The organism is Pleomorphochaeta naphthae, from assembly GCF_055396005.1.
The window spans coordinates 238,868-258,694 of sequence record NZ_AP042457.1; the positions used below are offsets into that span (position 1 = coordinate 238,868).

Annotated in this window: 22 protein-coding genes; 9 read left to right on the top strand and 13 right to left on the bottom strand. The window is 27.5% G+C overall.

Annotation, left to right across the window (positions count from 1 at the left end; translation table 11 throughout):
* The first annotated feature begins 14 nt into the window (after nucleotides 1-14).
* The 3 genes from ACZ5SO_RS01050 (at nucleotide 15) to ACZ5SO_RS01060 (ending at nucleotide 2,357) form a co-directional block, all read left to right on the top strand.
* Nucleotides 15-1,061 (top strand): transposase, encoded by a 1,047-nt coding sequence (locus tag ACZ5SO_RS01050; protein WP_464626185.1) that lies wholly within the window; start codon nucleotides 15-17, stop codon nucleotides 1,059-1,061.
* 46 nt (nucleotides 1,062-1,107) lie between these two features.
* Nucleotides 1,108-1,344 carry a hypothetical protein gene (locus ACZ5SO_RS01055; RefSeq protein ID WP_464626186.1) on the top strand — a complete coding sequence of 79 codons (237 nt, stop codon included), beginning with the start codon at nucleotides 1,108-1,110 and terminating at the stop codon, nucleotides 1,342-1,344.
* A 386-nt stretch (nucleotides 1,345-1,730) separates the two neighbouring features.
* The gene (locus ACZ5SO_RS01060; protein WP_464626187.1) at nucleotides 1,731-2,357 is read left to right on the top strand and encodes a 4Fe-4S binding protein; all 627 of its coding nucleotides are present in this window, start codon (nucleotides 1,731-1,733) and stop codon (nucleotides 2,355-2,357) included.
* Nucleotides 2,358-2,428: 71 nt separating this feature from the next.
* On the opposite strand, the gene ACZ5SO_RS01065 is transcribed toward ACZ5SO_RS01060, so the two are convergent.
* The 6 genes from ACZ5SO_RS01065 to ACZ5SO_RS01090 form a co-directional block, all read right to left on the bottom strand.
* Nucleotides 2,429-4,183: a glycoside hydrolase family 31 protein gene (locus ACZ5SO_RS01065; RefSeq protein WP_464626188.1), complete on the bottom strand. Its 1,755-nt coding sequence runs from the start codon at nucleotides 4,181-4,183 to the stop codon at nucleotides 2,429-2,431.
* Nucleotides 4,180-5,001, bottom strand: coding sequence for a carbohydrate ABC transporter permease (locus ACZ5SO_RS01070; protein ID WP_464626189.1), 822 nt, complete (start codon nucleotides 4,999-5,001; stop codon nucleotides 4,180-4,182). The genes ACZ5SO_RS01065 and ACZ5SO_RS01070 overlap by 4 nt, the downstream gene beginning before the upstream one ends.
* Nucleotides 4,994-5,920, bottom strand: coding sequence for a carbohydrate ABC transporter permease (locus tag ACZ5SO_RS01075; protein ID WP_464626190.1), 927 nt, complete (start codon nucleotides 5,918-5,920; stop codon nucleotides 4,994-4,996). Before ACZ5SO_RS01075 ends, ACZ5SO_RS01070 begins: the two co-directional genes overlap by 8 nt.
* Nucleotides 5,921-5,972: 52 nt before the next feature.
* Nucleotides 5,973-7,235 carry an ABC transporter substrate-binding protein gene (locus ACZ5SO_RS01080; protein WP_464626191.1) on the bottom strand — a complete coding sequence of 421 codons (1,263 nt, stop codon included), beginning with the start codon at nucleotides 7,233-7,235 and terminating at the stop codon, nucleotides 5,973-5,975.
* Nucleotides 7,236-7,371: 136 nt separating this feature from the next.
* On the bottom strand, nucleotides 7,372-8,400 hold the full coding sequence (locus ACZ5SO_RS01085) for a LacI family DNA-binding transcriptional regulator (protein WP_464626192.1): 1,029 nt from the start codon (nucleotides 8,398-8,400) through the stop codon (nucleotides 7,372-7,374).
* Between the two features lie 73 nt (nucleotides 8,401-8,473).
* On the bottom strand, nucleotides 8,474-10,264 hold the full coding sequence (locus ACZ5SO_RS01090; RefSeq protein ID WP_464626193.1) for a glycoside hydrolase family 125 protein: 1,791 nt from the start codon (nucleotides 10,262-10,264) through the stop codon (nucleotides 8,474-8,476).
* Nucleotides 10,265-10,505: 241 nt separating this feature from the next.
* Here ACZ5SO_RS01090 and ACZ5SO_RS01095 point away from each other — a divergent pair, with 241 nt between their 5' ends.
* The 4 genes from ACZ5SO_RS01095 (at nucleotide 10,506) to ACZ5SO_RS01110 (ending at nucleotide 12,868) form a co-directional block, all read left to right on the top strand.
* The gene (locus ACZ5SO_RS01095; protein WP_464626194.1) at nucleotides 10,506-10,880 is read left to right on the top strand and encodes a DUF2089 family protein; all 375 of its coding nucleotides are present in this window, start codon (nucleotides 10,506-10,508) and stop codon (nucleotides 10,878-10,880) included.
* A 280-nt stretch (nucleotides 10,881-11,160) separates the two neighbouring features.
* A complete protein-coding gene (locus ACZ5SO_RS01100) occupies nucleotides 11,161-11,583 on the top strand; it encodes an SHOCT-like domain-containing protein (protein ID WP_464626195.1) in 423 nt (140 codons plus the stop codon).
* A gap of 115 nt (nucleotides 11,584-11,698) precedes the next feature.
* The gene (locus tag ACZ5SO_RS01105) at nucleotides 11,699-12,415 is read left to right on the top strand and encodes a DUF5131 family protein (protein ID WP_464626196.1); all 717 of its coding nucleotides are present in this window, start codon (nucleotides 11,699-11,701) and stop codon (nucleotides 12,413-12,415) included.
* A gap of 129 nt (nucleotides 12,416-12,544) precedes the next feature.
* Nucleotides 12,545-12,868 (top strand): YjdF family protein, encoded by a 324-nt coding sequence (locus ACZ5SO_RS01110; RefSeq protein WP_464626197.1) that lies wholly within the window; start codon nucleotides 12,545-12,547, stop codon nucleotides 12,866-12,868.
* Nucleotides 12,869-12,905: 37 nt separating this feature from the next.
* On the opposite strand, the gene ACZ5SO_RS01115 is transcribed toward ACZ5SO_RS01110, so the two are convergent.
* Complete coding sequence (locus ACZ5SO_RS01115) at nucleotides 12,906-13,685, bottom strand: ZIP family metal transporter (protein ID WP_464626198.1); 780 nt, start codon at nucleotides 13,683-13,685, stop codon at nucleotides 12,906-12,908.
* 279 nt (nucleotides 13,686-13,964) lie between these two features.
* Here ACZ5SO_RS01115 and ACZ5SO_RS01120 point away from each other — a divergent pair, with 279 nt between their 5' ends.
* The gene (locus tag ACZ5SO_RS01120) at nucleotides 13,965-14,357 is read left to right on the top strand and encodes a hypothetical protein (protein WP_464626199.1); all 393 of its coding nucleotides are present in this window, start codon (nucleotides 13,965-13,967) and stop codon (nucleotides 14,355-14,357) included.
* A 121-nt stretch (nucleotides 14,358-14,478) separates the two neighbouring features.
* Nucleotides 14,479-15,135, top strand: a complete 657-nt coding sequence (locus ACZ5SO_RS01125; RefSeq protein ID WP_464626200.1) for an alpha/beta family hydrolase — start codon at nucleotides 14,479-14,481, stop codon at nucleotides 15,133-15,135.
* Nucleotides 15,136-15,732: 597 nt separating this feature from the next.
* Here ACZ5SO_RS01125 and ACZ5SO_RS01130 read toward each other — a convergent pair.
* The 6 genes from ACZ5SO_RS01130 to ACZ5SO_RS01155 all read right to left on the bottom strand — a co-directional run bounded on the left by ACZ5SO_RS01130 (nucleotide 15,733) and on the right by ACZ5SO_RS01155 (nucleotide 19,807).
* Nucleotides 15,733-16,032, bottom strand: coding sequence for a hypothetical protein (locus tag ACZ5SO_RS01130; RefSeq protein WP_464626201.1), 300 nt, complete (start codon nucleotides 16,030-16,032; stop codon nucleotides 15,733-15,735).
* A gap of 58 nt (nucleotides 16,033-16,090) precedes the next feature.
* Nucleotides 16,091-17,194, bottom strand: a complete 1,104-nt coding sequence (locus ACZ5SO_RS01135; protein WP_464626202.1) for a tetratricopeptide repeat protein — start codon at nucleotides 17,192-17,194, stop codon at nucleotides 16,091-16,093.
* Complete coding sequence (locus ACZ5SO_RS01140) at nucleotides 17,173-18,168, bottom strand: hypothetical protein (RefSeq protein ID WP_464626203.1); 996 nt, start codon at nucleotides 18,166-18,168, stop codon at nucleotides 17,173-17,175. Before ACZ5SO_RS01140 ends, ACZ5SO_RS01135 begins: the two co-directional genes overlap by 22 nt.
* A 41-nt stretch (nucleotides 18,169-18,209) precedes the next feature.
* A complete protein-coding gene (locus ACZ5SO_RS01145; protein WP_464627826.1) occupies nucleotides 18,210-18,671 on the bottom strand; it encodes a DUF2806 domain-containing protein in 462 nt (153 codons plus the stop codon).
* A 44-nt stretch (nucleotides 18,672-18,715) separates the two neighbouring features.
* On the bottom strand, nucleotides 18,716-18,964 hold the full coding sequence (locus tag ACZ5SO_RS01150) for a hypothetical protein (protein ID WP_464626204.1): 249 nt from the start codon (nucleotides 18,962-18,964) through the stop codon (nucleotides 18,716-18,718).
* Between the two features lie 66 nt (nucleotides 18,965-19,030).
* Nucleotides 19,031-19,807 carry a hypothetical protein gene (locus tag ACZ5SO_RS01155; protein ID WP_464626205.1) on the bottom strand — a complete coding sequence of 259 codons (777 nt, stop codon included), beginning with the start codon at nucleotides 19,805-19,807 and terminating at the stop codon, nucleotides 19,031-19,033.
* Nucleotides 19,808-19,827: the final 20 nt, after the last annotated feature.

Genomic DNA, 19,827 nt, shown 5'->3' on the forward strand with positions numbered 1-19,827 from the left:
ACAAGAGAGGCCAAATGATTGATTTTGATACTACAACAATTACACTAGAGAGTAAAGCAGGTTTAAACTTAATTTCTAAAATTTTAGCATTTGCAATGATGAAAGTTAATGATAATGCTGAATATGATTTGGATACCCTTAAATCTAAAAGTCTTTTAGAAAATGAAACTATATATAAAACCTTAGTTGGTTTAAACTCTATGGGATTTACTAATTTTTCTAATGTAGAACAATTTAGAAATAATGAAGTATTTAAAGAATGTTTAAATCTTAAATTCACTCCTGCTCAAGAAACACTAAGATTGTATTTAGAGAAAGAACGTATTGCAAATTTTATTGAACATTGTAATTTAGTTAATATTGAATTACTAAAGAAAGTTTCTTTCCCATGTGAAAAGATAAGTGAAAAATATATTCCATTAGATTTTGATGTAACACCTATGATTAATCCTAAATGCAATAAAGAAGAATGTTCTAGAACATATAAAGGGGAAGATGGGTTTGCACCACTTATGAGTTACTTAGGCTCTTATTGTATTGGAGCTGAACTTAGAGCTGGAAAACAACATTCCCAAAAAGATTCAATACCGTTTGTTCAAAAGGTATTGGATAATGCTAAAGAGATACTTACTTTAGAAGATTATAGTAAAGTGTTGTGTAGATTTGATAGTGGTCATGATAGTGTAGAAACTATTAATGTACTTGATAAAAATAATGTTAACTTTATTATCAAGAAAAAATGTAGAAGAAACGACTATTCACAAGATTTATTAGAAAGAGCTAAATCATTATATGATAAAAAGATATCATATGATTATAGACAAACAACTGTATACTATGGTTATTTTACCCAAATGTATCCAGTAGGAAAAGAAAATGTTACAAATAAATCTCAAATAGCATTTAAGATAAAAGAGATTTATGAAGATAAAAAAGGTAATATATTATTATTTCCAGAAATAGAAGTAGAGCTTTATTGGACTAACCTTATTGAAGATGCAATAACAGTAGTTAATCTATATCATGATCATGCAACAAGTGAACAATATCTAAAAAACTGATTTAAACTTTGAAAGATTAGCAGCTATTACTAATGCTTATAACATTTTGAGAATAATTGGAGATATTACTTTATTAAATCAATTTTATTTACCTGAAGGAACTAAGGGTAATAAAGATAGAATTAGAATGAAGACAATATTAAGAGATATTATTTATACTTGTGCTAGATATATGAGAAAAGGAAGGAATATGGTACTTCGGCTATATAATAATAATCCTTGGACAGAGTTGTTATTAAGAATTGATAAATTTATTAACATATATTTTTTGCTTTCTGTTTAACACTCAAATAATATAAATACAAAACAACAGAAATAATACTTCTAATATCAATTAGAAGAGTTTAGTATGACTGAAAAAAGTTGTATTTGTAAAAATTTTAAAATATTGTTCTTACATCTATCTAAATATTGGAATAAAATATAAAAATAGAAATAGGTAAAACAAATAGACAAGAAAAAAATCCGTACTACAAAATAATTTATTAATAAAATAGCAAAAAATTAGCTATAATTATCAATTATTAAGATTTATACGGATTCAGGATAAATTAATTTAATATGATGAGGAAAAGATAATGAAAAAAAAACAGGAATGTAGATAATAAACAAATAATAAGAAAACTTGTTCAATTAGTATTTTTAGCTTTATTAATTGTAGGTGTTTACATGAATATTAGAATGGTAATTATGATCTTATTACCAGCTACTTTGATATTTGGAAACTTCTTTTGTGGATGGGCTTGTCCATACGGAACAGCACAAGAATTAATGGCTAAATTTGGTAAATTATTTTTTAAGAAAAAATATAAAATGCCAAGGAAGGTTCAGAAATATTTACAATATTTAAGATATGTTTTATTTGCTATTTTGATGATTGGTATTGTTGATTTTATATTTGATAATATAAATGGTTATGGCTCCTTCATGAGAATTTTTACAGATAATTTAACGCCTATAGCTATATCTTTATCGCTGGTAATTATGGTTATCTATCTTTTAATTTCTATGGTATTTGAAAGGCCTTTTTGTAATTACTTGTGTACTGAGTCTGCTAAATATGGAATTTTAAGCATGACAAGAGTATTTACAATCAAAAGAAATGAAGAATCTTGTATTAACTGTAAAAAATGTGATAAAGCCTGTCCCATGAACATCGAAATATCTACACACTCTCATGTTAGAAATGGCCAATGTATAAACTGCTTTGAATGTATTAGTGCTTGTCCTGTTAAAGGAACTCTTACTTATTCTAAAGTTAAGTTTCCATTGAAGAAAAATAAAACAACTATATAATTGATTATTTTGATATAAAATAGCCATTGCAAGTTTTTATATAACATAATTTTGCAATGGCATTTTTTTATTTAAATTAAAACATTTTCTAGAGACGAATAATCTTCATCGAGATTTATAAATAAACCAATTTCAGATAAAGAGTATGTTCTTTTAATATATGTCCTTCCTTTGATATGTTCTCTCTTTTGACAGTCATACCAATTCCCATTTGGAATATAAATAAGTCTTTCCTTTTGGTTTTCTTTTAAAATAGGGGCAACTAATAAACTTCTTCCAAGGTAATATTGATCATCTATTTTACAAGCTTCTTCATCATCTGGATGTTCAAAAAATAATGGTTTAATTAGAGGGATTAGATTTTCTTTTGAATATTTTGCTTCACTAAAAATATATGGTAGTATTTTTTTTCTGAGAGAGCAGCATTTTTTTGTTATTTCTAAAATTGAATTATCATTATGTATTTTTGCAATATTCCAAGGGCTTCTATCGTTTATTTCATCTTTGCTTTTCATAATTTCAGCAAATTGGCCACCTATTGGCTCTGAGTGCCATTGCATAATAGGGGTGAATGTTGCTAAAAGAAAGGCTCTTAGATACAGTTCTTTACTCGGCATTTCTCCGGCAAACCCTGCTATATCAAATCCCCAATAGAAAATGCCTGAAACTGAAGCATTTAGACCTGCTATTAATTGGTGTTTTAATTCACTCCAAGTTGAAAGTTGGTCTCCTGCCCAGTGAATTGGAGTTTGCCATGAATTTATATACCCCGCTCTTGAAAATAAAACTTTATCTTCTCCAATTGCATCGTGATATGCTTTAGTATAGGAGACGGCATAATTGTTTTTCATTTCTTTTCCACTTGAGCCATCAAAGAATTTAATATTATCATCATAAATAAATTCCCCACCATCTGTCTTAAAACCATCAACTCCCATATCTAATAAATATTGTCTTTTATCAAACCACCATTTTCGTGTAGCTGGGTTAGTAAAATCAGGAATCATACTGTGCTCAAACCACCTACCTTCTTTTATGGTATATGGACTATCATCCTCATTTTTTACAATGAGGTTGTTTTCTACAGCATATTGACAATCTTCTTCATGTGTTTTGTTTTCTACACCATCTTCAAGTTTTTTTAAAACAGGAATTTGCCAAAGTACTAGATGTAAGCCTAGTTCTTTTAATTCCTGTATCATTTGTTTAGGATTTGGCCATAATGTTTTATCGTTAAATTTATAAAAAGTTGCTTCATCACTCCAAGCTTCAATTACTAAAACTGTATGATAAAAACCTTGTTCATAACTCAATCTTGCCACTTTTAAAACTTCTTCTTGGCTGTTCCACCTATTTGCACTCATCCAAGGACCAAAACTCCATTCTGGTGGTAAGTTTACAGGACCTTTCATTTTTAAAAGGCTTTTTATTTGGTCTTTTGGTTTTCCTTCGAATATGAAAATTGGAGTTGATTTAGGCTCTAAAAATATCTCTATGATATTCTTTTTATTTTTAATTGTTGATTTAATATCAAAAACTTCTAGAGTATCTATAAAAACTCCAAATTCATTAGAGAGAAAGAAAGGTATTGGTAAATAAGTTTTATCTCCTTGATTTGTGAATTTTTCAAAAACTTCATTTTTTCTTGTTAATCCTTTTTGATTTAAACAGTCAAATCGCTCACCAAAACCCCATACCCCCTTATTTTCATCTATGGAAATAGTTAAAATATCTATATCTTTTTTTTGTATATAAATGGAATTGAAAATATTTAGATTATTGAGCTTTTCAATAGTTGTTTCTTTATTATTTAAGTATAAAATCATCCTTTTACTCCTCCCATTTGTAGGCCTGTTGTAAAATATTTTTGTGCAAAGGCATAAAGTATTAAGAGAGGTAACATTGTAATTAATGATCCTGCCATTAATAAATTATATTCAGTTGAGAATTGACCATTTAAAGAATTCAAAATGATTGGAAGAGTATAATTTTCCTTAGATGTTAACAATACTAAGGGGAGTAGGTAATCATTCCAAGCACCCATACCTACAATTATTGCTAAAGTTGCTAAGGCCGTCTTACACATTGGTAACACGATATTAAAAAAACTTGTCATCAGAGAAGCTCCATCAATTGCTGCAGCATCTAGGTATGTGTCGCTAATTGTACTCATTTGTTGTTTCAACATAAATACAGCAAAGGCTTGAAAAACACTAGGTAGAATAATTGAGAGGAGTGTATCTGTTAAATGTATTTCATTCATAATTAAATATAATGGAATAAAAATAACTTGTGAGGGAATCATCATAGAAGAAAGAAATATTACAAATAACAAGTTGCTTCCTTTAAATTTTAATTTAGAGAAGGCAAATGCTGCCATTGATGAAGATAATAGACTAATAATTATACAGCCTGCTGTAACTATTGTGCTATTAATCATAGATCTAAAAATCCCTTCGTTTGTAAATAATCTAGTATATGCAGAAAGTGTGGGTTCTTTTGGAATCCATTCTATTGGAATTGCAAGTAAGGCTCCTCTGCTTTTTAGGGAGGTTGATAACATCCAAACAAAGGGTAATAAGGCAATGAATGAAAATAGAATTGCAATAATATGATATAATATTACTTTTATAGTTTTAGACATCATAGTTCACCCACTTATTCTCTACTTTTCTTTGTATATATGTAAATATGAAAATAATTACAAATAAAATCCAAGAGAATGCTGCTGCATATCCCATCTTGCCATACCTAAAAGCATATTTATAAATTCGCTCTACCATTACCATAGTAGCTCCATTTGGTCCTGCATCTCCGTTTTTTGTCATTACCATTACCTGCGGAAATAGCTGGAATGCATTTATAAGGGAGAGCATTATTACGTAAAATGTGATTGGAGATAATAAGGGAAGAGTTATCTTTCTAAATCGTTGAAAGGAAGTTGCTCCATCAATATTAGCTGCTTCATAGTAGGATGGATTAATTGATCTAAGGCCTCCTAAAAAAATCATGGCGTAGAATCCTAAATCTTTCCAAATTGATGCTATTGCAATTGATGGCATTGCCATTGTTTCGCTTTGGAGCCAAAGGGAGCCTTCTAATCCTATTGCAACTAATGCATTGTTTATAGGTCCATATGTTGGAGAGAATAACCATTTCCAAATTAATGCTCCAGCTACCCAGCTAGTTAAAACTGGTATATAAAATATAACACGATAAGTTGAACTGCCCCTTAATTTTGAGTTGATTATTAAAGCTTCACTTAATGAGAGAATCAACATTAAAGGTAAGTATAAAATGATAAAATAAAAATTATGGGACATAACTTTCCAAACTTCTGAATCAGATAATATAGTTTTAAAATTATCTAATCCTATGAAGTTTTTATGAATAAAAGTTATAAATCCACTAGTAAGACTAACTCTAGACATTCCAGTCCAACTTGTTAGGCTAATTAATAAAGAAATCAATATTGGTAAAAAAGCAAAGAGAAATAATCCAATTAAACTTGGTAAGAGGAAAGGGAATGCTTTTTTCCAACCATATCTTCCATTTGATAACATTATAAGCTCCTAAAAATGCCGTCTCTGTTACAGAAAACGGCATTCGATTTTGTTAAAGAGAAATCTTCTTTTCAAGTTCTTTTTGACATGCATCAAGTGCTGACTTAGCATCCATTTTCTGGTAAATAATCTTATTTAAATAATCGCCAATTATAGCTGTCATTTCAGCTTGTTGCTTAGCAACAGGTGGTGTTACTAAGTAGTTAAGACTATCAAACACAGCTTTTTTATTATCTGGAGGTGTTGCTTTTAAATACATATCTAAAACATCTTGATATTCAACTGGAGGTAATTCCCAAGCAGCTTCTACACGGATTGTAGCAGCTTCTTTAGAGCCAGCTAAGAAAGTTGCTAGCTTAATTGCTTCACTATTGTGCTCAGAATTTGAACTAACTACATATGCATTTGAGAAGAAATGTGATGCTTTTTGAGTATTTCCTGGTTCTATAGCAACATCCCAATCAAAGGTGCAATTAGTTGCAAAATCATTGAAAGCCCAAATACCTGTAACTAACATGCCTAATCTGCCACTCTTAAAGAGATCCCAATCTCCCATTCCACCTAGTTGTGCATCAGTTGGCATAATATTGCTCTTAATTTGCCAATCGGCCATTCTTTGGGCAACTTCAATATTTGTTGGTGTATTAATTGTAAATTCAGTATAATCTTCATTCATCAAGCTTGAGCCATTTTGAGCAGCAGCTTTATAGAATTCATGGAAAGTAAGTGGTCTATAAAAGCCAAAAATATCTTTTCCAAGAGCTCTAATTTTAGCACCAGCTTTTTCGATATCATCCCAAGTCCAAGTTTCATCAGGATAATCGATTCCTGCTTTATCAAATAATTCTTTATTGTAGAAAAGTAGAACATTTGAGAATGAATTTGGTATTCCATATTGTTTTCCATCGTAAACAAATGCATTCAAAGCTGTTTGATTAAACCCAGATGTATCACCTAATTCACCATCTAATGAAGCTAATGTATCTTGAGAAGCATATGATACAAAGTTTTCAAAGTTTAATTCAAAAACATCAGCTGCATTACCACCAACAACTTTACTTTGTAGTTGTGTGAAATAATCATTGTAACCAATTGTTTGTAACTCAACCTTAATGTTGGGATTTTGTTTTTCAAATTCGCTTATCATTTTTTCTAGAGCTGGACCTGAATCATTGCTATTTGTAGCAGAATATTGCTCCATTTTTATAGTTATAGTATCATCTTTTTCATTTGTACCTTGAGCAAATACAACACTACTAAATAGTAACATAATAGATAATGATGTTAAAATTTTGTAAATGTGATTTTTTTTCATAACGACCTCTTTTTTTTATAAATTTGTCTATATACTTCTTATGGCGAATTTACTATACTTTTTTTAAAGTTTAGTAATCTTTTATTAATACTTTTCCCAGATAAAACCTTTCATAACCTATCTGGGATTTTTTTTATCAATGTTCCTCCTTTAAAGTGGATACTGAATCTCTTTCAATTAATTCTATATCTAATACGATATTATCGTTTGTACATTCCTTATCTAGTAAAAGTTCAACAGCTTTTTTACCTTTTTTAACCACATCTTGTTTAATAGTTGTAAGTTGTGGATCGCAATCTCTTGCAATCCATGTATCATCAAACCCAATAATTGAAATGTCTTCTGGAATATTTAAATGTGATTTTTTAAGCCCATTTATCAAACCAAAGGCAATGATATCTGCTGTAGAGAAAATGGCAGTAGGTCTATCTTTTAAGTTAGCAATACTTATTCCTAATTCTTTCCCATAATCCTGTGATACTGTTCCAGAAAAAATAAAGTTTTCATTGAGTGGAATTTTAGCTTCCTTTAAAGCTTCTTTATATCCTAAAAATCTTTCATAAGTTACACCATTGTCAGTAATTACACCTGAAGCAAAAGCAATTTTTTTATGACCTTTATTTATTAAATATTGAGTTGCCATTTTAGCACTTTCTCTATCTTTGATAGAAATACTTTTGAAAGGTAAATTTTTACAATAACTATCAATTAAAACAACAGGAATTGAAGTTGAAATTAATTTTTCATAGTAATTATCTGGATGAATTCCAACTATTATTATTCCATCTAGACTTCTTTTATTTGCAATTTCTAAATAACTTTGATCTACATTTGTGCCGCTTATCAATACATGGTAACCTTTTTCTCTAGCATTATATTCAATACTAGATAGAAGCTCTCCATAAAATGGATTTGCGAACATAAAACGTTTACCAGGTTCAGTTTGAGGAATTACAACGCCAATCAAATAAGATTTGTTTTCAACTAAGGCTTTGGCTGCTAGATTTGGAACATAGCCTAATTTTTTAACAGCATCTTCAACTCTTTTTATTGTAGAAGGGGCTATTGTTTGATCTTTTCTTTTGTTTATAACATAAGATACTGTAGCCACTGATACTTTAGCTTCTTTTGCAATATCTTTCATATTTATTCTTCTATTAGCCATTTATTAATTAACCTCACTTAAACGTTTAAGTAATTGTAACCATCATCTCTTAGAGTTGTCAAGTTAAAAGTTCTTATTTAAATTTTGAAACTTGAGAGAGTAGGGTAAAACTTAAATAACCAGCACAAGTTGCGAAGGCTCTTCCTGTAGTACAAATTCCAGTGTATTCATCTATGCTCTCACAAGCTAAACCGTTATCCATTTCAGCCATAATTAATTTATTTAAAGCATCTTCATCTTGAAAAACTCTTACACTATTTGCAAGGCTCAAAATCCATGGATGAGGGGCATGAGGACAACCAATAGCTCCAAATGGGGTATTCTTAAAGGAATATTTGTATGATTCATCTAAGATAGTTGAAACAGTATTTCTATAAATCTCATTATCTTTTGAGATAAAATCAAAAACAGGTAAAAGAATAAGGCTACCAGGTGGTTCATCATATATATCCCAATTTCCATTTTCATCAATTGACCAAATAAATTGGTTTTTTCCCTTTATAATTTTGATACAGTGAGAATTTATAGCATCATAAACATTTTTAGCTTTTTTATAAAAAGATTCACCCTTATTATTAAAATTCCATTTTTCTAGAATTTTAAACACTTTCCAGACTAGTACATTATTATAAGTTAAATATGGATACACCCTCATATCATCAGTTGGTTGAAGGAAAGTTTGATATAAATTAAGGGAGTTAGATTTTTTTGTATCTAAAATATTTAAAATCTTATTTATTAAGTTAATCACTTTATTGTCTTTTAAAATATTATAATCTAAAGAGTTAATAATATAATAATCTAAAGCAATTATGAAAGAGCACAATTCATCTAATTCAAAGCCAGGCTCTAGTACTGAACCATCGATAAATCTGCTATGAATACCAATATTTTTATGTTGTTTTGTTGTAATATAATCAATAATTTCTTTAGCAACTTTTTTATCAGAGTTAACAATTGCGGGAAAAGACCAAAGTAAGCTATCTCTGTCCCAATAAGCAGCTGAAACATAATATTTTGGAGATCTGCTTGTAACACAAACTCTCTCTTCACTATCTATAGTTATCCCAGTTGAATAAAATAAATTAAAGAGCAAATTTCTATTTAACAAGTTGTTAAATTTTTCATTTTTAGTCGTAATAATTATTGATTTAAGATAAGTCCTCATTTCTTCTAATAGAAAATTGAAAGTTGTTCTTTTCATATCAATAGCTGCTGTGATTGACGAGACTTCTTCATATCCAACACCCCAAAAGCAAGTTAGATTATCTTTTTGATTTGCTTTAATTGTTAACTTTGTTGATGATTGGTAAGTTAAAGGTTTTTCTTTGGTATAAGTCCATTTTGTGTCTTCTAGAATGAGAGGAGATAGAGCAATTGTTGGAAAGCCATTGCTTATTGAAAAAACAGGCCCATTGCTCCAATTGCTATGATAAGCTTCAAATTTGCCATCAAAGTTTTTTTCTTCATTAACCAAATGGTATAATGAATCTAATCTACCATTAAAATTAATATCATATATTTTAGTTTTATTTGTATTATTCTTTATTAAAACATCATAAGCAAAGCCTTTTTTCATCAATGGTGTTAATATAGTTATTTCAATAATTTCTTCATCAGTTTTAATATTGGCCTGTAAAATCCAGTAATCTATTAGTGTCCATTTTATATTTTTAAATTCAATATTCTCTCCATCTGCAGACAAATTAACTTTAAAAAGGGGATCTTTTTCTCCTCTAAAATCTAAAAGCCCCTTTGATTGCATATGTAGGGTAGTGAGATTTTGTATTGAAGCATCTTTTATATTTATATTGTCTAATGATATAAATTCATTTCCTGTGGTATAGGAAGCTATATTATACATAATTGAATCCTTTACTTAAGCGTTTAAGTAAATAGTAACTCATTTAATATTTTTGTCAAGATTAAATTTTTAATTTATTTTTTCTATTTAAATTTTTAAAGGTTAGTGAATAATAAAATTAATAAAATTGAATATAAAAATTAAAAAAGTTAATATTTTTTAATTTAATTATTAATTTTTTTAATAATTTCCTTGACTTTGATATATTTTAATGCTATTTTATTCTTAGTTAGGAGATAAAATGCACAATTGGAAAAAAATATTAGATTTAAGTAAAGGGAAAAAGATAGTTGTTAAAAAAGTTTTTATTCCTGAAGATGATATAACTATTGAGGGTGATTTTCAGCTTTCTAATATAGCAACACTAAGTGAAGAAGATCAAAAATTTATTGTAGCTTTTATTAAAACACATGGATCTATTAAACAGATGGAAGCTATATTCAATATCAGCTATCCGACTGTAAAAAATAAATTAAATGAAATATCTAAGAAAATAGATAATTTTGATTTAAATATAAAAGAAGTTGAAGAGGATAAATCTATATCTACTATTTTAGATAAGATTTCTTCTGGTGAAATAGATGTTAAAGATGCTTTAAAGGAATTACATAAATAATGGCGATGATTATATGGGGATATTTTTTAACTAAGAGGGGAAGATTATTTAGGTTTTTTTTCCCATTATTTTTAATATATGTTTTGTTATTACCCATTTATCTATTGGTTGTTAGTGTATATATTTTGTTGCTTATTATTGGAGACACAACATTAAGTGCGAGAGCCTATTTAAAAATATTTTTAAATCTACCTAGTATTTTTAGTTCTGCAAAGGGTACCCAAATCAATATTGATAATGCAGAGACTAAAATAATGATAAATATCAAGTGAGGAAAATTATGAATGAAGAGAGAAAAAGAATTTTAGAAATGCTATCTTCTGGAAAAATAAATGTTGAAGAAGCTAATCAATTATTAGATGCAACTTTAAATGAAGAGGTTAATCTTGCTTTATCTAATAAAAGTAGTAAAGGTAAATTTTTATATGTTACTGTAGAGCCTAAAGATACTCCTGATGGAAAGAAACTAGGTAAGGTTTCTGTAAAAGTACCCTTTGCTCTAATTAAAGCAGGATTTAATATTGCTGGTTTAATCCCTAAAGATGCTCAAAAGCAAATAAATGACGGATTAAAAGAGCAAGGTATGAATTTTGATTTTTCAAATTTTAATCCTGAGAATATTAAAGATATTCTGGATTCTTTAGAACAATTAACGGTTGAAGTTGATAATGCAGATTCATTTATTCGTGTTTATAGTAAATAAATTTAATTGTTATATTACCCTTAGATTGATTGGCTTATCAATTTGAGGGTTTTCTTTTTTCTAACTAGCATGTGATAAAATAAAAATAAATTTATTTTTTTGGGGAAAGTAGAATATGGCTATGTGGAATCCCTTTAGAGGGTGTCATAAATGTAGTGAAGGTTGTAAATTTTGTTACATTCATAAAGGTGATTATAAAAGAAATGTTGATACAGAAAAGGTTGTGAAAACTAATAAGTTTTATGCTCCGATTGAGAAAAAGAAAAATGGAGAATATAAAATGAAGTCCAATCAACTTGTAAATCTTTGTTTCTCGTCTGATTTTTTAATAGAAGATGCCGACAAATGGAGAGATGAATGTTGGAGCATGATTAGAGAAAGAAATGATTTAACATTTTTATTTCTAACGAAAAGAATCGATCGTCTTGAAGAACATTTACCGAAAGATTGGGCATCTGGCTACGATAATGTAATTATTGGTTGTACTGTCGAAAATCAACAAAATGCAGATTATAGATTAAATATATTTGATAAACTTCCAATAAAACATAGAAACATAATCGCTCAACCTCTGCTAGGGCCTATCGATTTATCATCTCATCTATCAAATATTGAATTAGTCGTAGTTGGTGGAGAATCAGATATTAATGCGAGAGTTCTTAATTATGATTGGGTTTTAAACATAAGAGAGCAATGTATAAAAAGAAATGTTTCTTTTAATTTTAGACAACTTGGAACAAATTTCTTAAAGGATAATAAACTATATAAAATTAATACTGGATTATTAATGAGCCAAGCAAGAAAGGCAAATATTGATTTTATAGCAAAGTAACATATTTATTTTTAATTTATTATGATGTAAAATATTAAAAGTTGAAATAATGATAAAAACACAAGTCTGGTTGGTAGTCCAGACGCAGTTAATCTGTAAGTAACCTTCCTCCTGGTCGTCCATTCATTATTGTTTTTTTATAAAGAACCCACTGATGTTCAGTTTTTAGAATTTATAAGTGAGAATTATTGTCATCTTACCTTTTCCAAGCCAATTCCATTAGCTAAAGTTCGTAAAATCAAGAAAGTTAATGCTAAGAGGAAGATAAAGGAAGCGAAAAGAGAAATGAGTAAAAGTCCAATAGGGACAAAGGCTCAAATATCTTTGCAACTTCAATATGAAGAAAAGAAGAAAAGTCAAAAAACTATCAGAAAGCTTAAAAATGAATATGAGAAAGATAAAATATTCAGTTTAAAAAAAGCTAAACATAAAGAAAAACATAGAGGGCATTAAGCTCTCTATGTTTGTATTTAGTATATATTTATTTTTATTAACCTAGAGCAACATCTAAAACCATCATAACAACAAAGCCAATAGCTACTGAAATAGTTGCAATATCAGAGTGGTCGCCTAATTGAGATTCTGGAACTAATTCTTCAACAACAACATAAATCATTGCTCCAGCTGCGAAAGATAATAAATAAGGAAGCATTCCTTCAATAATTTGAGTTAAGAAAATGGTTAATATTCCTGCAATTGGTTCTACAATTCCAGATAATGTTCCATATAAAAATGATTTTTTCTTAGAAACACCTTCAGCATGTAATGGCATTGAAATAATTGCACCTTCAGGGAAGTTCTGAATTGCAATACCGATTGCAAGTACAAAAGCACTTGATAATGTTATAAGAGGGTTTTGAGCTAAAACACCAGCAAATACAACACCTACTGCCATTCCTTCAGGAATATTGTGCAACGTTACAGCCAATACTAACATTGTTCTTTTTTTGAGATTAGAGTGTAAGCCTTCAGGGTGATCACTATATGCGTGAAGGTGAGGGATAATTTTATCTAATGCTAATAAGAAAAAGACACCAAATAAAAATCCTACTGCTGCTGGAATCCAAGCAATAGTACCTTGAGATTCTGCCATATCGAGAGCAGGTAGGAGTAGAGACCAAACTGAAGCTGCAATCATAACACCTGAGGCAAAGCCAAGCAGTATTTTTTGAACATGATTACTTAAATCTTTTTTCATTAATAATACCATAGCTGCACCGAGAGTTGTTCCTATAAATGGGATCATTAACCCTAAAATAACTTTATTCATATAGTTTTCTCCTAGTAATATAGAGTATATAGTATCACATTTACCTTTTATTGTTAGTCTTTTTTTTATAATACTAACATTTTTTATATATATTTTTTTTTTAAATAACTATTTGTAAATATTGAATTATTTTAATATGGGATTTTATCTATCTTATATATTTGATACTTACATAATAGTTTTTTATGTAATTGTGTTTTTATTAGTAGAATAATTAAATGTGTTAAATATTGCTTTAGAAATACATCTTATCATGATATCCTTAAATAGGAGCAAATAATGAAAACAATAAGTAAAATAATATTAGAAGTTCAAAAACCTGGAATGCCTCAATATGTAAAACAATCGATTGAAATATCTGAAGAAGGTGTTATAAGACAAAAATTATATCCAATGGTTTTTTTAGGACAAATGAAAATATATGACTATTCTATAGATAAAGATGATGTGGAGAAATTTTTTAATGACTTAGATTTTTCTAAATGGCAAATTAGTAAACAACCTTCATCATCGAATTTCTCATTTAATTTAAAAGTAATATATTTAAATAATGAAGTGACAGAATTCTTTGGTTATATTCATCCTCAAATGCCTAAAGAATATCGAGATTTTGATGAGAAGCTTTTAGAATTAGTTTTGTTTATTGAGAGACCTTGGTTGTTTACGATTTAGAAAAAATATTAAAAAATAACTCTTTACATTTAGTAATTTGATTTTTCTTTGATACAACTTTTTTAATAAAAGATATTTAAAATAAAAATAATTAAACTAGTGGGAGGTTAGAATTTTAAATATGAATAATTTTAAAAAAACAGATTTACACTTTGAAAGTCCTTATGCAATTTCAATGATTAAAAATAACAAAAGCAAAAAGTTAACAGTTTTAATAGCTGGGTTTGGCTATAATTTAGATAAGCCATTATTTTACTATACTAATAAGTTATTAGAAGAGAAAGATACTGATATATTGAAAATTGATTTAGGCTATACTCTCAACGAGAAGTTTCTCTCTTTAAGTGAAGACTTAAAAGAAAAACAATTTGAAAGTGATATTGAGATTATTAAGAAGTATCTTGAGAAAAGTTCTTATGAAGATTATATATTTATAGGAAAGTCATTAGGTACTACTATTTGCTATAATTTATTAAAATCTAAAATAATATATTCTAAGACAAAAAGTGTAATTTGGTTTACTCCAGGACTTAAAGCTTATGATATTAGTGAGTTTTTACAATCAGCTAAGTTCAAGAGTTTGTTAATTTTTGGTGGTAAAGATGAATATGCTAAAGATCTCGATATCGAAAAATTGAAAAAAAACAAGAACTTAAGATTATATTCAATTTCTGATGGTAACCATAGTCTAGAAGTTACAGATTGTATTGAATCAATTTCAGTTCTTCATAAGATAATTGTTGAGGTTTCAACATTTTTAAATAAAGTGTTTATATAGAAAATTTATTATTTTACGAGAAATTGGAAAGTGAAATTTTTCAAATATTAAATTTTGTATTATAGATTAACAATATAAATTATTAAACTCGTATGCTTATTAATATTATTGTAGATGCTTAATTATGGACATTATTAATAAAAAATATTATAGCTAAAGATTCTAAACTATTTGCAAGTGATAAAAAATAATTTTGTAAATTTCTCCTTTTTATTAATATCAACAACAAATAAGTGGGTAAAATAAACCATAGCTTTTTAAGCGATATAAGGTAATTAATTATTACGTATGTCGAATGATTATAACAGAAAGGAGAAGATATCATTATGTATTTGTAGATTCCTTAGATTCTTGTTATATCTGTTATATAATGTTTGACTAATGTCGATATTTTAACTGTTGATCTTTCCAATTCTTTTTGAATCGTTTGAACTTTATTTAATTGGGATTTCAATATTGGTAAGTCCTTCTGCAATTGATTCAACTATAGCTTTACTTCTTCTGTATTTTTTTTTAATAGAGTAAATATTTTGCTTTGCTTGTTTTGAAAGTTATCTATTTCTATTTAGCTTAAATTTAATCTTTTTCCACATATTTTTACCTCTTTAATCTTACAGTGTCGTATATACCCATAGAAATAAATGCAACAACAAATCCTTGAATTATTCCATAAATCATAATTGCAACAAATATTAATGATGATCCTTTATTTGTGCTATAGAAGAAACCAATTAGGGTTGAGAAGACAACAGATAGAAACCATATATAGAATGGAATATGAACTGTTGATTTGATAAATGATTTATTCTTATCTTTAGTAGCCTTTTTTAGAATGATTCCAAAGCCATTTAAGAATGGAATAAGAATAAGTAAAATAGGATTGATATATTTTTCCATAAAAAAACCTCCTATTTGAAGTGTATCAAAACGGGAGGATGTGAAATAATATCTTGTCTTATTTATTAATATTTGGGTATTCTTTTAATAACTTAATTAAATCTCCATCATTAAGAATTTCGTTTTTTCTTTTTGGATATTTTTTAATAAACTTTTCTAAGGCTTCTTTTGCTTTGGGTAATTCATTATTTAAAGTTAAATAACAAATTTCATTATATTTAATGTTTTCAGAAGTTATGTTAAAAGAATTTACTTTGTCAAGAATTATTTTTACCATTTCTAAATTTCTTTCCTTTAAATATAAATTAATCAAACATGTCCATCCGCTAGTTTTTTTTGGTGCTATTTCAATTGCTTTTGTATAATCTTTTAAGGCCTTTTTATTCAGACCTTCTAAGAGATAAATTCCTCCTCTATTAATGTAAGAAGCATAATCTTTGTTATCTATTTCAATTGCTTCAGTATAAAACTTTATTGCTGATGAATTGTCTCCAATTTTAGAAAAACAATAGCCTAATTTATAATATAAATCACTTTTCTTTATCACTTCTAAATTTTGTTTATCAATTAATTGTTTCAATATTTTTATAGCTTCATCATATTTAGCCTTTCTTGCATATATTATTGATTTTGCTAATAATTGTTGAGCAGCTAGAGGTTCAATATTGTTAATAGTATTTAAACGATTTAACAATGTTGTATCCTCCTCTTTATCTGTATCTAAATTGTTATAGTTAAATTTTTTTAAATCTGATGAGACAATATCTTTTAGTATAGCTACAATTTGGTTTTTAAGTTTATTAAATTCTTCATTTATAGCGTCAAATTCATTTTTTGATTTTTTTAACTCCCTTTTGCTTTTTTCTAATTCAGATATTGTTTGATTGTATTTTCTTCTTAAATAATTATAGGTTAAAATTCCAAAAACAGCAATGAAAATTCCAATAGCCCATGACCAAAAAGTAATAGCATTGTAAGTTGCTGCATATTTATTGTCAATCATTTCGTTAATGTCTATTTGAGAATAATCCATATTTTTTTCTAGTTGTGAATTAATCTGAGTATTTATTTTAAAAGAGGGGAAATATATTTTTTCTGCAATTATTTCTAAATTAGCAAATGAAACTATTAATATAATAATTAAACCCAGTTTTCTAGCCACCATGAACTTCCTTTTTTGTATCTCTTTACACTAACATACGTTCCAACTTTTTGTTTTATAATTGAAACTATTTCCTTTTGAGGTGTATAGTTTATTGTATATTGTTTTTCTTCATTATTTTCTTCACCGACTAATACAAATTTGTGCCCGGCTTTTTCTTCTTTTTCCCATTCTTCAATTTGTCTCATTTGTCCAGAAACAACAAGCGGTTCTTCTTCTTTAAAGAATTTATTAATTTCACTATTTACTCTCGAAAGTCTTTTTCTTTCCTTTACTTTTTCCTTTATATCAATAAATAGTCCTTTATCTATGGTTTCTGTATTAACAGAAAGTGTTTTTATTGTTTCGCCTTCAGCTTGATCATCTTTGATTATAGCAACTGAAGCTTTTAAAATATTTTTAAATTTTTTATCAGGATATTTATATTTTGATTGTAATTTAGTTATTTTTTCATTTGTATCGGTTAATGCTTTTTCAGTATCATTTTGTGCCATTTTTAATACTGACCCAATAAACTCAGAGATACTTTCTTTATGTTGTTCAATTAAAAGATTTTCCTTTTGTGACTCTTCAGGATCATCTGGATTGTTTTTTTCAAAATCCATAATAACTCCAGTACTTCCTGTAGTAATTGCCACAAGATTTAATTTGATTGAAGGATACATTGTATAAACTAATTTTTCAAAGTTTGATAATTTTTTATTATAAGATGAGATATCCATAAATCCTTCTTTTTTAGTATTAACACTAAAAACTAAATCATGAATTTTTTTTTGGGCTGTATTAAATCCAATTAATTCATCATAATCTAACCTTAATTGTTCAATTTCTTTAACGCATTTTGATAATTCTGTTCTAACTAAATTTCTTTCTGCGAAAGTGTACTTACTATTTTCTGCAAAATATTTATTATATTTTTCAAAAATAGTGTTAAATTCCTCCATTTTTTGTTCTAATTTTTTTTTGATTTCCATGATTCATTCCTTTTTTATTATTTTCAAGATTCGATTTTATATCATTTATCACTTTTTAAAACGTGTACCATCAAGTCAAATATGATTTGATGAAATTCTTGCTTATTTAATGAAAAAAAATCTTTACCAATTTTTGTTAACGATACAATTCCTAAGTTTATGAAATATTTCCCGTTTTTATTCTTTAAAGAGAAAAAAGGAATATTTTTATCAAAATACAATAAATTATATTCTTTATATTCATTAAATACTTTTTTTGCTACTCCTAAGTTGTTATAGGTTTTTATTATTCCTAATGATTCTATTTGTATTAAATCATTATCATAAATAGTGTATTCTTCTGGTACAGCAAAAAAAGGAGTATAATAAGGACAAAATAAATAAAATTTTTCTTCAATTTTTACTACATATTGAAATAGTTTGTTGATTTGTGTAGCCGTTTTCACATCTATCATAGAAAGAGTATTTAATGTGTGAAGTGAATACTTTCCAGGATTATTGATTTACCTGATAAAATCTTTGACCATAATATTTGTACTTTTTCATCTTAGATTAAAGAAGCTTTTTCTCTATAGTTCATAAACCAATCTGGGGATATTGAATTTATTTTTTCATTATTAGTGTCTATGTTTGGTATAGCTTTTTGTAGAACACTTGCCATATTATTTTGTTTTTGTTCAGCAAAAAAACATTCTTTTTTCCAAGATTGGAATTCTTTTTTAGTAAGTCCATATTTGTTTTGTTGTTGCATGTTTGAAATATAACATTCCGCTTTAGCTGTAGTTATTTTTTTCAATAGGTTTAAATATTGGTCCTAAGGTATAGTCAATTACTTTACATATAGGTTCAGAACATGTTTTTGCTAATTCTGTAATTTCTTTAATACTCCTTTTGATTTTTTTATCCTATCTGCTTTATTTTGTGTTACTTCTCTTAATGCATGTAAGTTTTCTTTTCTTTTATTTTTTTCAAAGGGTTCTATATAATATTCTTCAATTAAATCTTCTATTATTGAAATACAAAGTTCACTATCATTTTTAGTAAAAATTATTTCTTCCGTTGGGGATTCGATATGACCGCCCTTATTACTTATAAATCTCAAATCATCTAATAACTGATTATCTTCTATTTTCTTTTCAGTTTGAAGCCATTGTATTTTTTTATATAAAGAATCTTGCGTTTTTGGTATATCGTTCCAATAAAGAATGATAAACTTTTCTAACCATTTTCTACTCCATAAAATTGAAGCATTTATATTTATAGGGAAAAGTTCACACATCTCTTCATATAAAGTTATTAATTGAGAAGGTATATAATCAGGTAGTGTTTTAGCAATACTATTTTCTTTTGGGAAAATTTGTTTTATTGAATTTACTTTTTCAGCTATAAACATAAAACTAATATATCCTTTTTCGCTATTTTCCTTTGAGGTTGTTATAAAGAAAATTGATGTTTTATAACATTTTGGACAATGAATAGCAAGGCTAGTGCCTTCAATATTCTTATTTATTTTGAAAGTGATTTTTTCTAAATGATTTCCAAATAAATTGCTATATGTAGAGCAATGTGGACAAGTAAAAGCCTTTAGTGGTGTTCCCTCATTTAGATAAGCAATTAGCTCTTGATTCTCTATGTTCATTATATTCGCCTTAATTATAT

Bases quoted from the DNA above. Each gene is read 5' to 3' on its own strand.
- ACZ5SO_RS01100 (WP_464626195.1), top strand. From the start codon at position 11,161: ATGAATGAAGAGAGAAAAAGAATTTTAGAAATGCTATCTTCTGGAAAA.
- ACZ5SO_RS01120 (WP_464626199.1), top strand. From the start codon at position 13,965: ATGAAAACAATAAGTAAAATAATATTAGAAGTTCAAAAACCTGGAATG.
- ACZ5SO_RS01065 (WP_464626188.1), bottom strand. From the start codon at position 4,183: ATGATTTTATACTTAAATAATAAAGAAACAACTATTGAAAAGCTCAAT.
- ACZ5SO_RS01115 (WP_464626198.1), bottom strand. From the start codon at position 13,685: ATGAATAAAGTTATTTTAGGGTTAATGATCCCATTTATAGGAACAACT.
- ACZ5SO_RS01070 (WP_464626189.1), bottom strand. From the start codon at position 5,001: ATGTCTAAAACTATAAAAGTAATATTATATCATATTATTGCAATTCTA.
- ACZ5SO_RS01085 (WP_464626192.1), bottom strand. From the start codon at position 8,400: ATGGCTAATAGAAGAATAAATATGAAAGATATTGCAAAAGAAGCTAAA.
- ACZ5SO_RS01140 (WP_464626203.1), bottom strand. From the start codon at position 18,168: ATGGAAATCAAAAAAAAATTAGAACAAAAAATGGAGGAATTTAACACT.
- ACZ5SO_RS01090 (WP_464626193.1), bottom strand. From the start codon at position 10,264: ATGTATAATATAGCTTCCTATACCACAGGAAATGAATTTATATCATTA.
- ACZ5SO_RS01095 (WP_464626194.1), top strand. From the start codon at position 10,506: ATGCACAATTGGAAAAAAATATTAGATTTAAGTAAAGGGAAAAAGATA.
- ACZ5SO_RS01125 (WP_464626200.1), top strand. From the start codon at position 14,479: ATGAATAATTTTAAAAAAACAGATTTACACTTTGAAAGTCCTTATGCA.
- ACZ5SO_RS01050 (WP_464626185.1), top strand. From the start codon at position 15: ATGATTGATTTTGATACTACAACAATTACACTAGAGAGTAAAGCAGGT.
- ACZ5SO_RS01080 (WP_464626191.1), bottom strand. From the start codon at position 7,235: ATGAAAAAAAATCACATTTACAAAATTTTAACATCATTATCTATTATG.
- ACZ5SO_RS01155 (WP_464626205.1), bottom strand. From the start codon at position 19,807: ATGAACATAGAGAATCAAGAGCTAATTGCTTATCTAAATGAGGGAACA.
- ACZ5SO_RS01075 (WP_464626190.1), bottom strand. From the start codon at position 5,920: ATGTTATCAAATGGAAGATATGGTTGGAAAAAAGCATTCCCTTTCCTC.
- ACZ5SO_RS01105 (WP_464626196.1), top strand. From the start codon at position 11,699: ATGGCTATGTGGAATCCCTTTAGAGGGTGTCATAAATGTAGTGAAGGT.
- ACZ5SO_RS01130 (WP_464626201.1), bottom strand. From the start codon at position 16,032: ATGGAAAAATATATCAATCCTATTTTACTTATTCTTATTCCATTCTTA.
- ACZ5SO_RS01060 (WP_464626187.1), top strand. From the start codon at position 1,731: ATGAATATTAGAATGGTAATTATGATCTTATTACCAGCTACTTTGATA.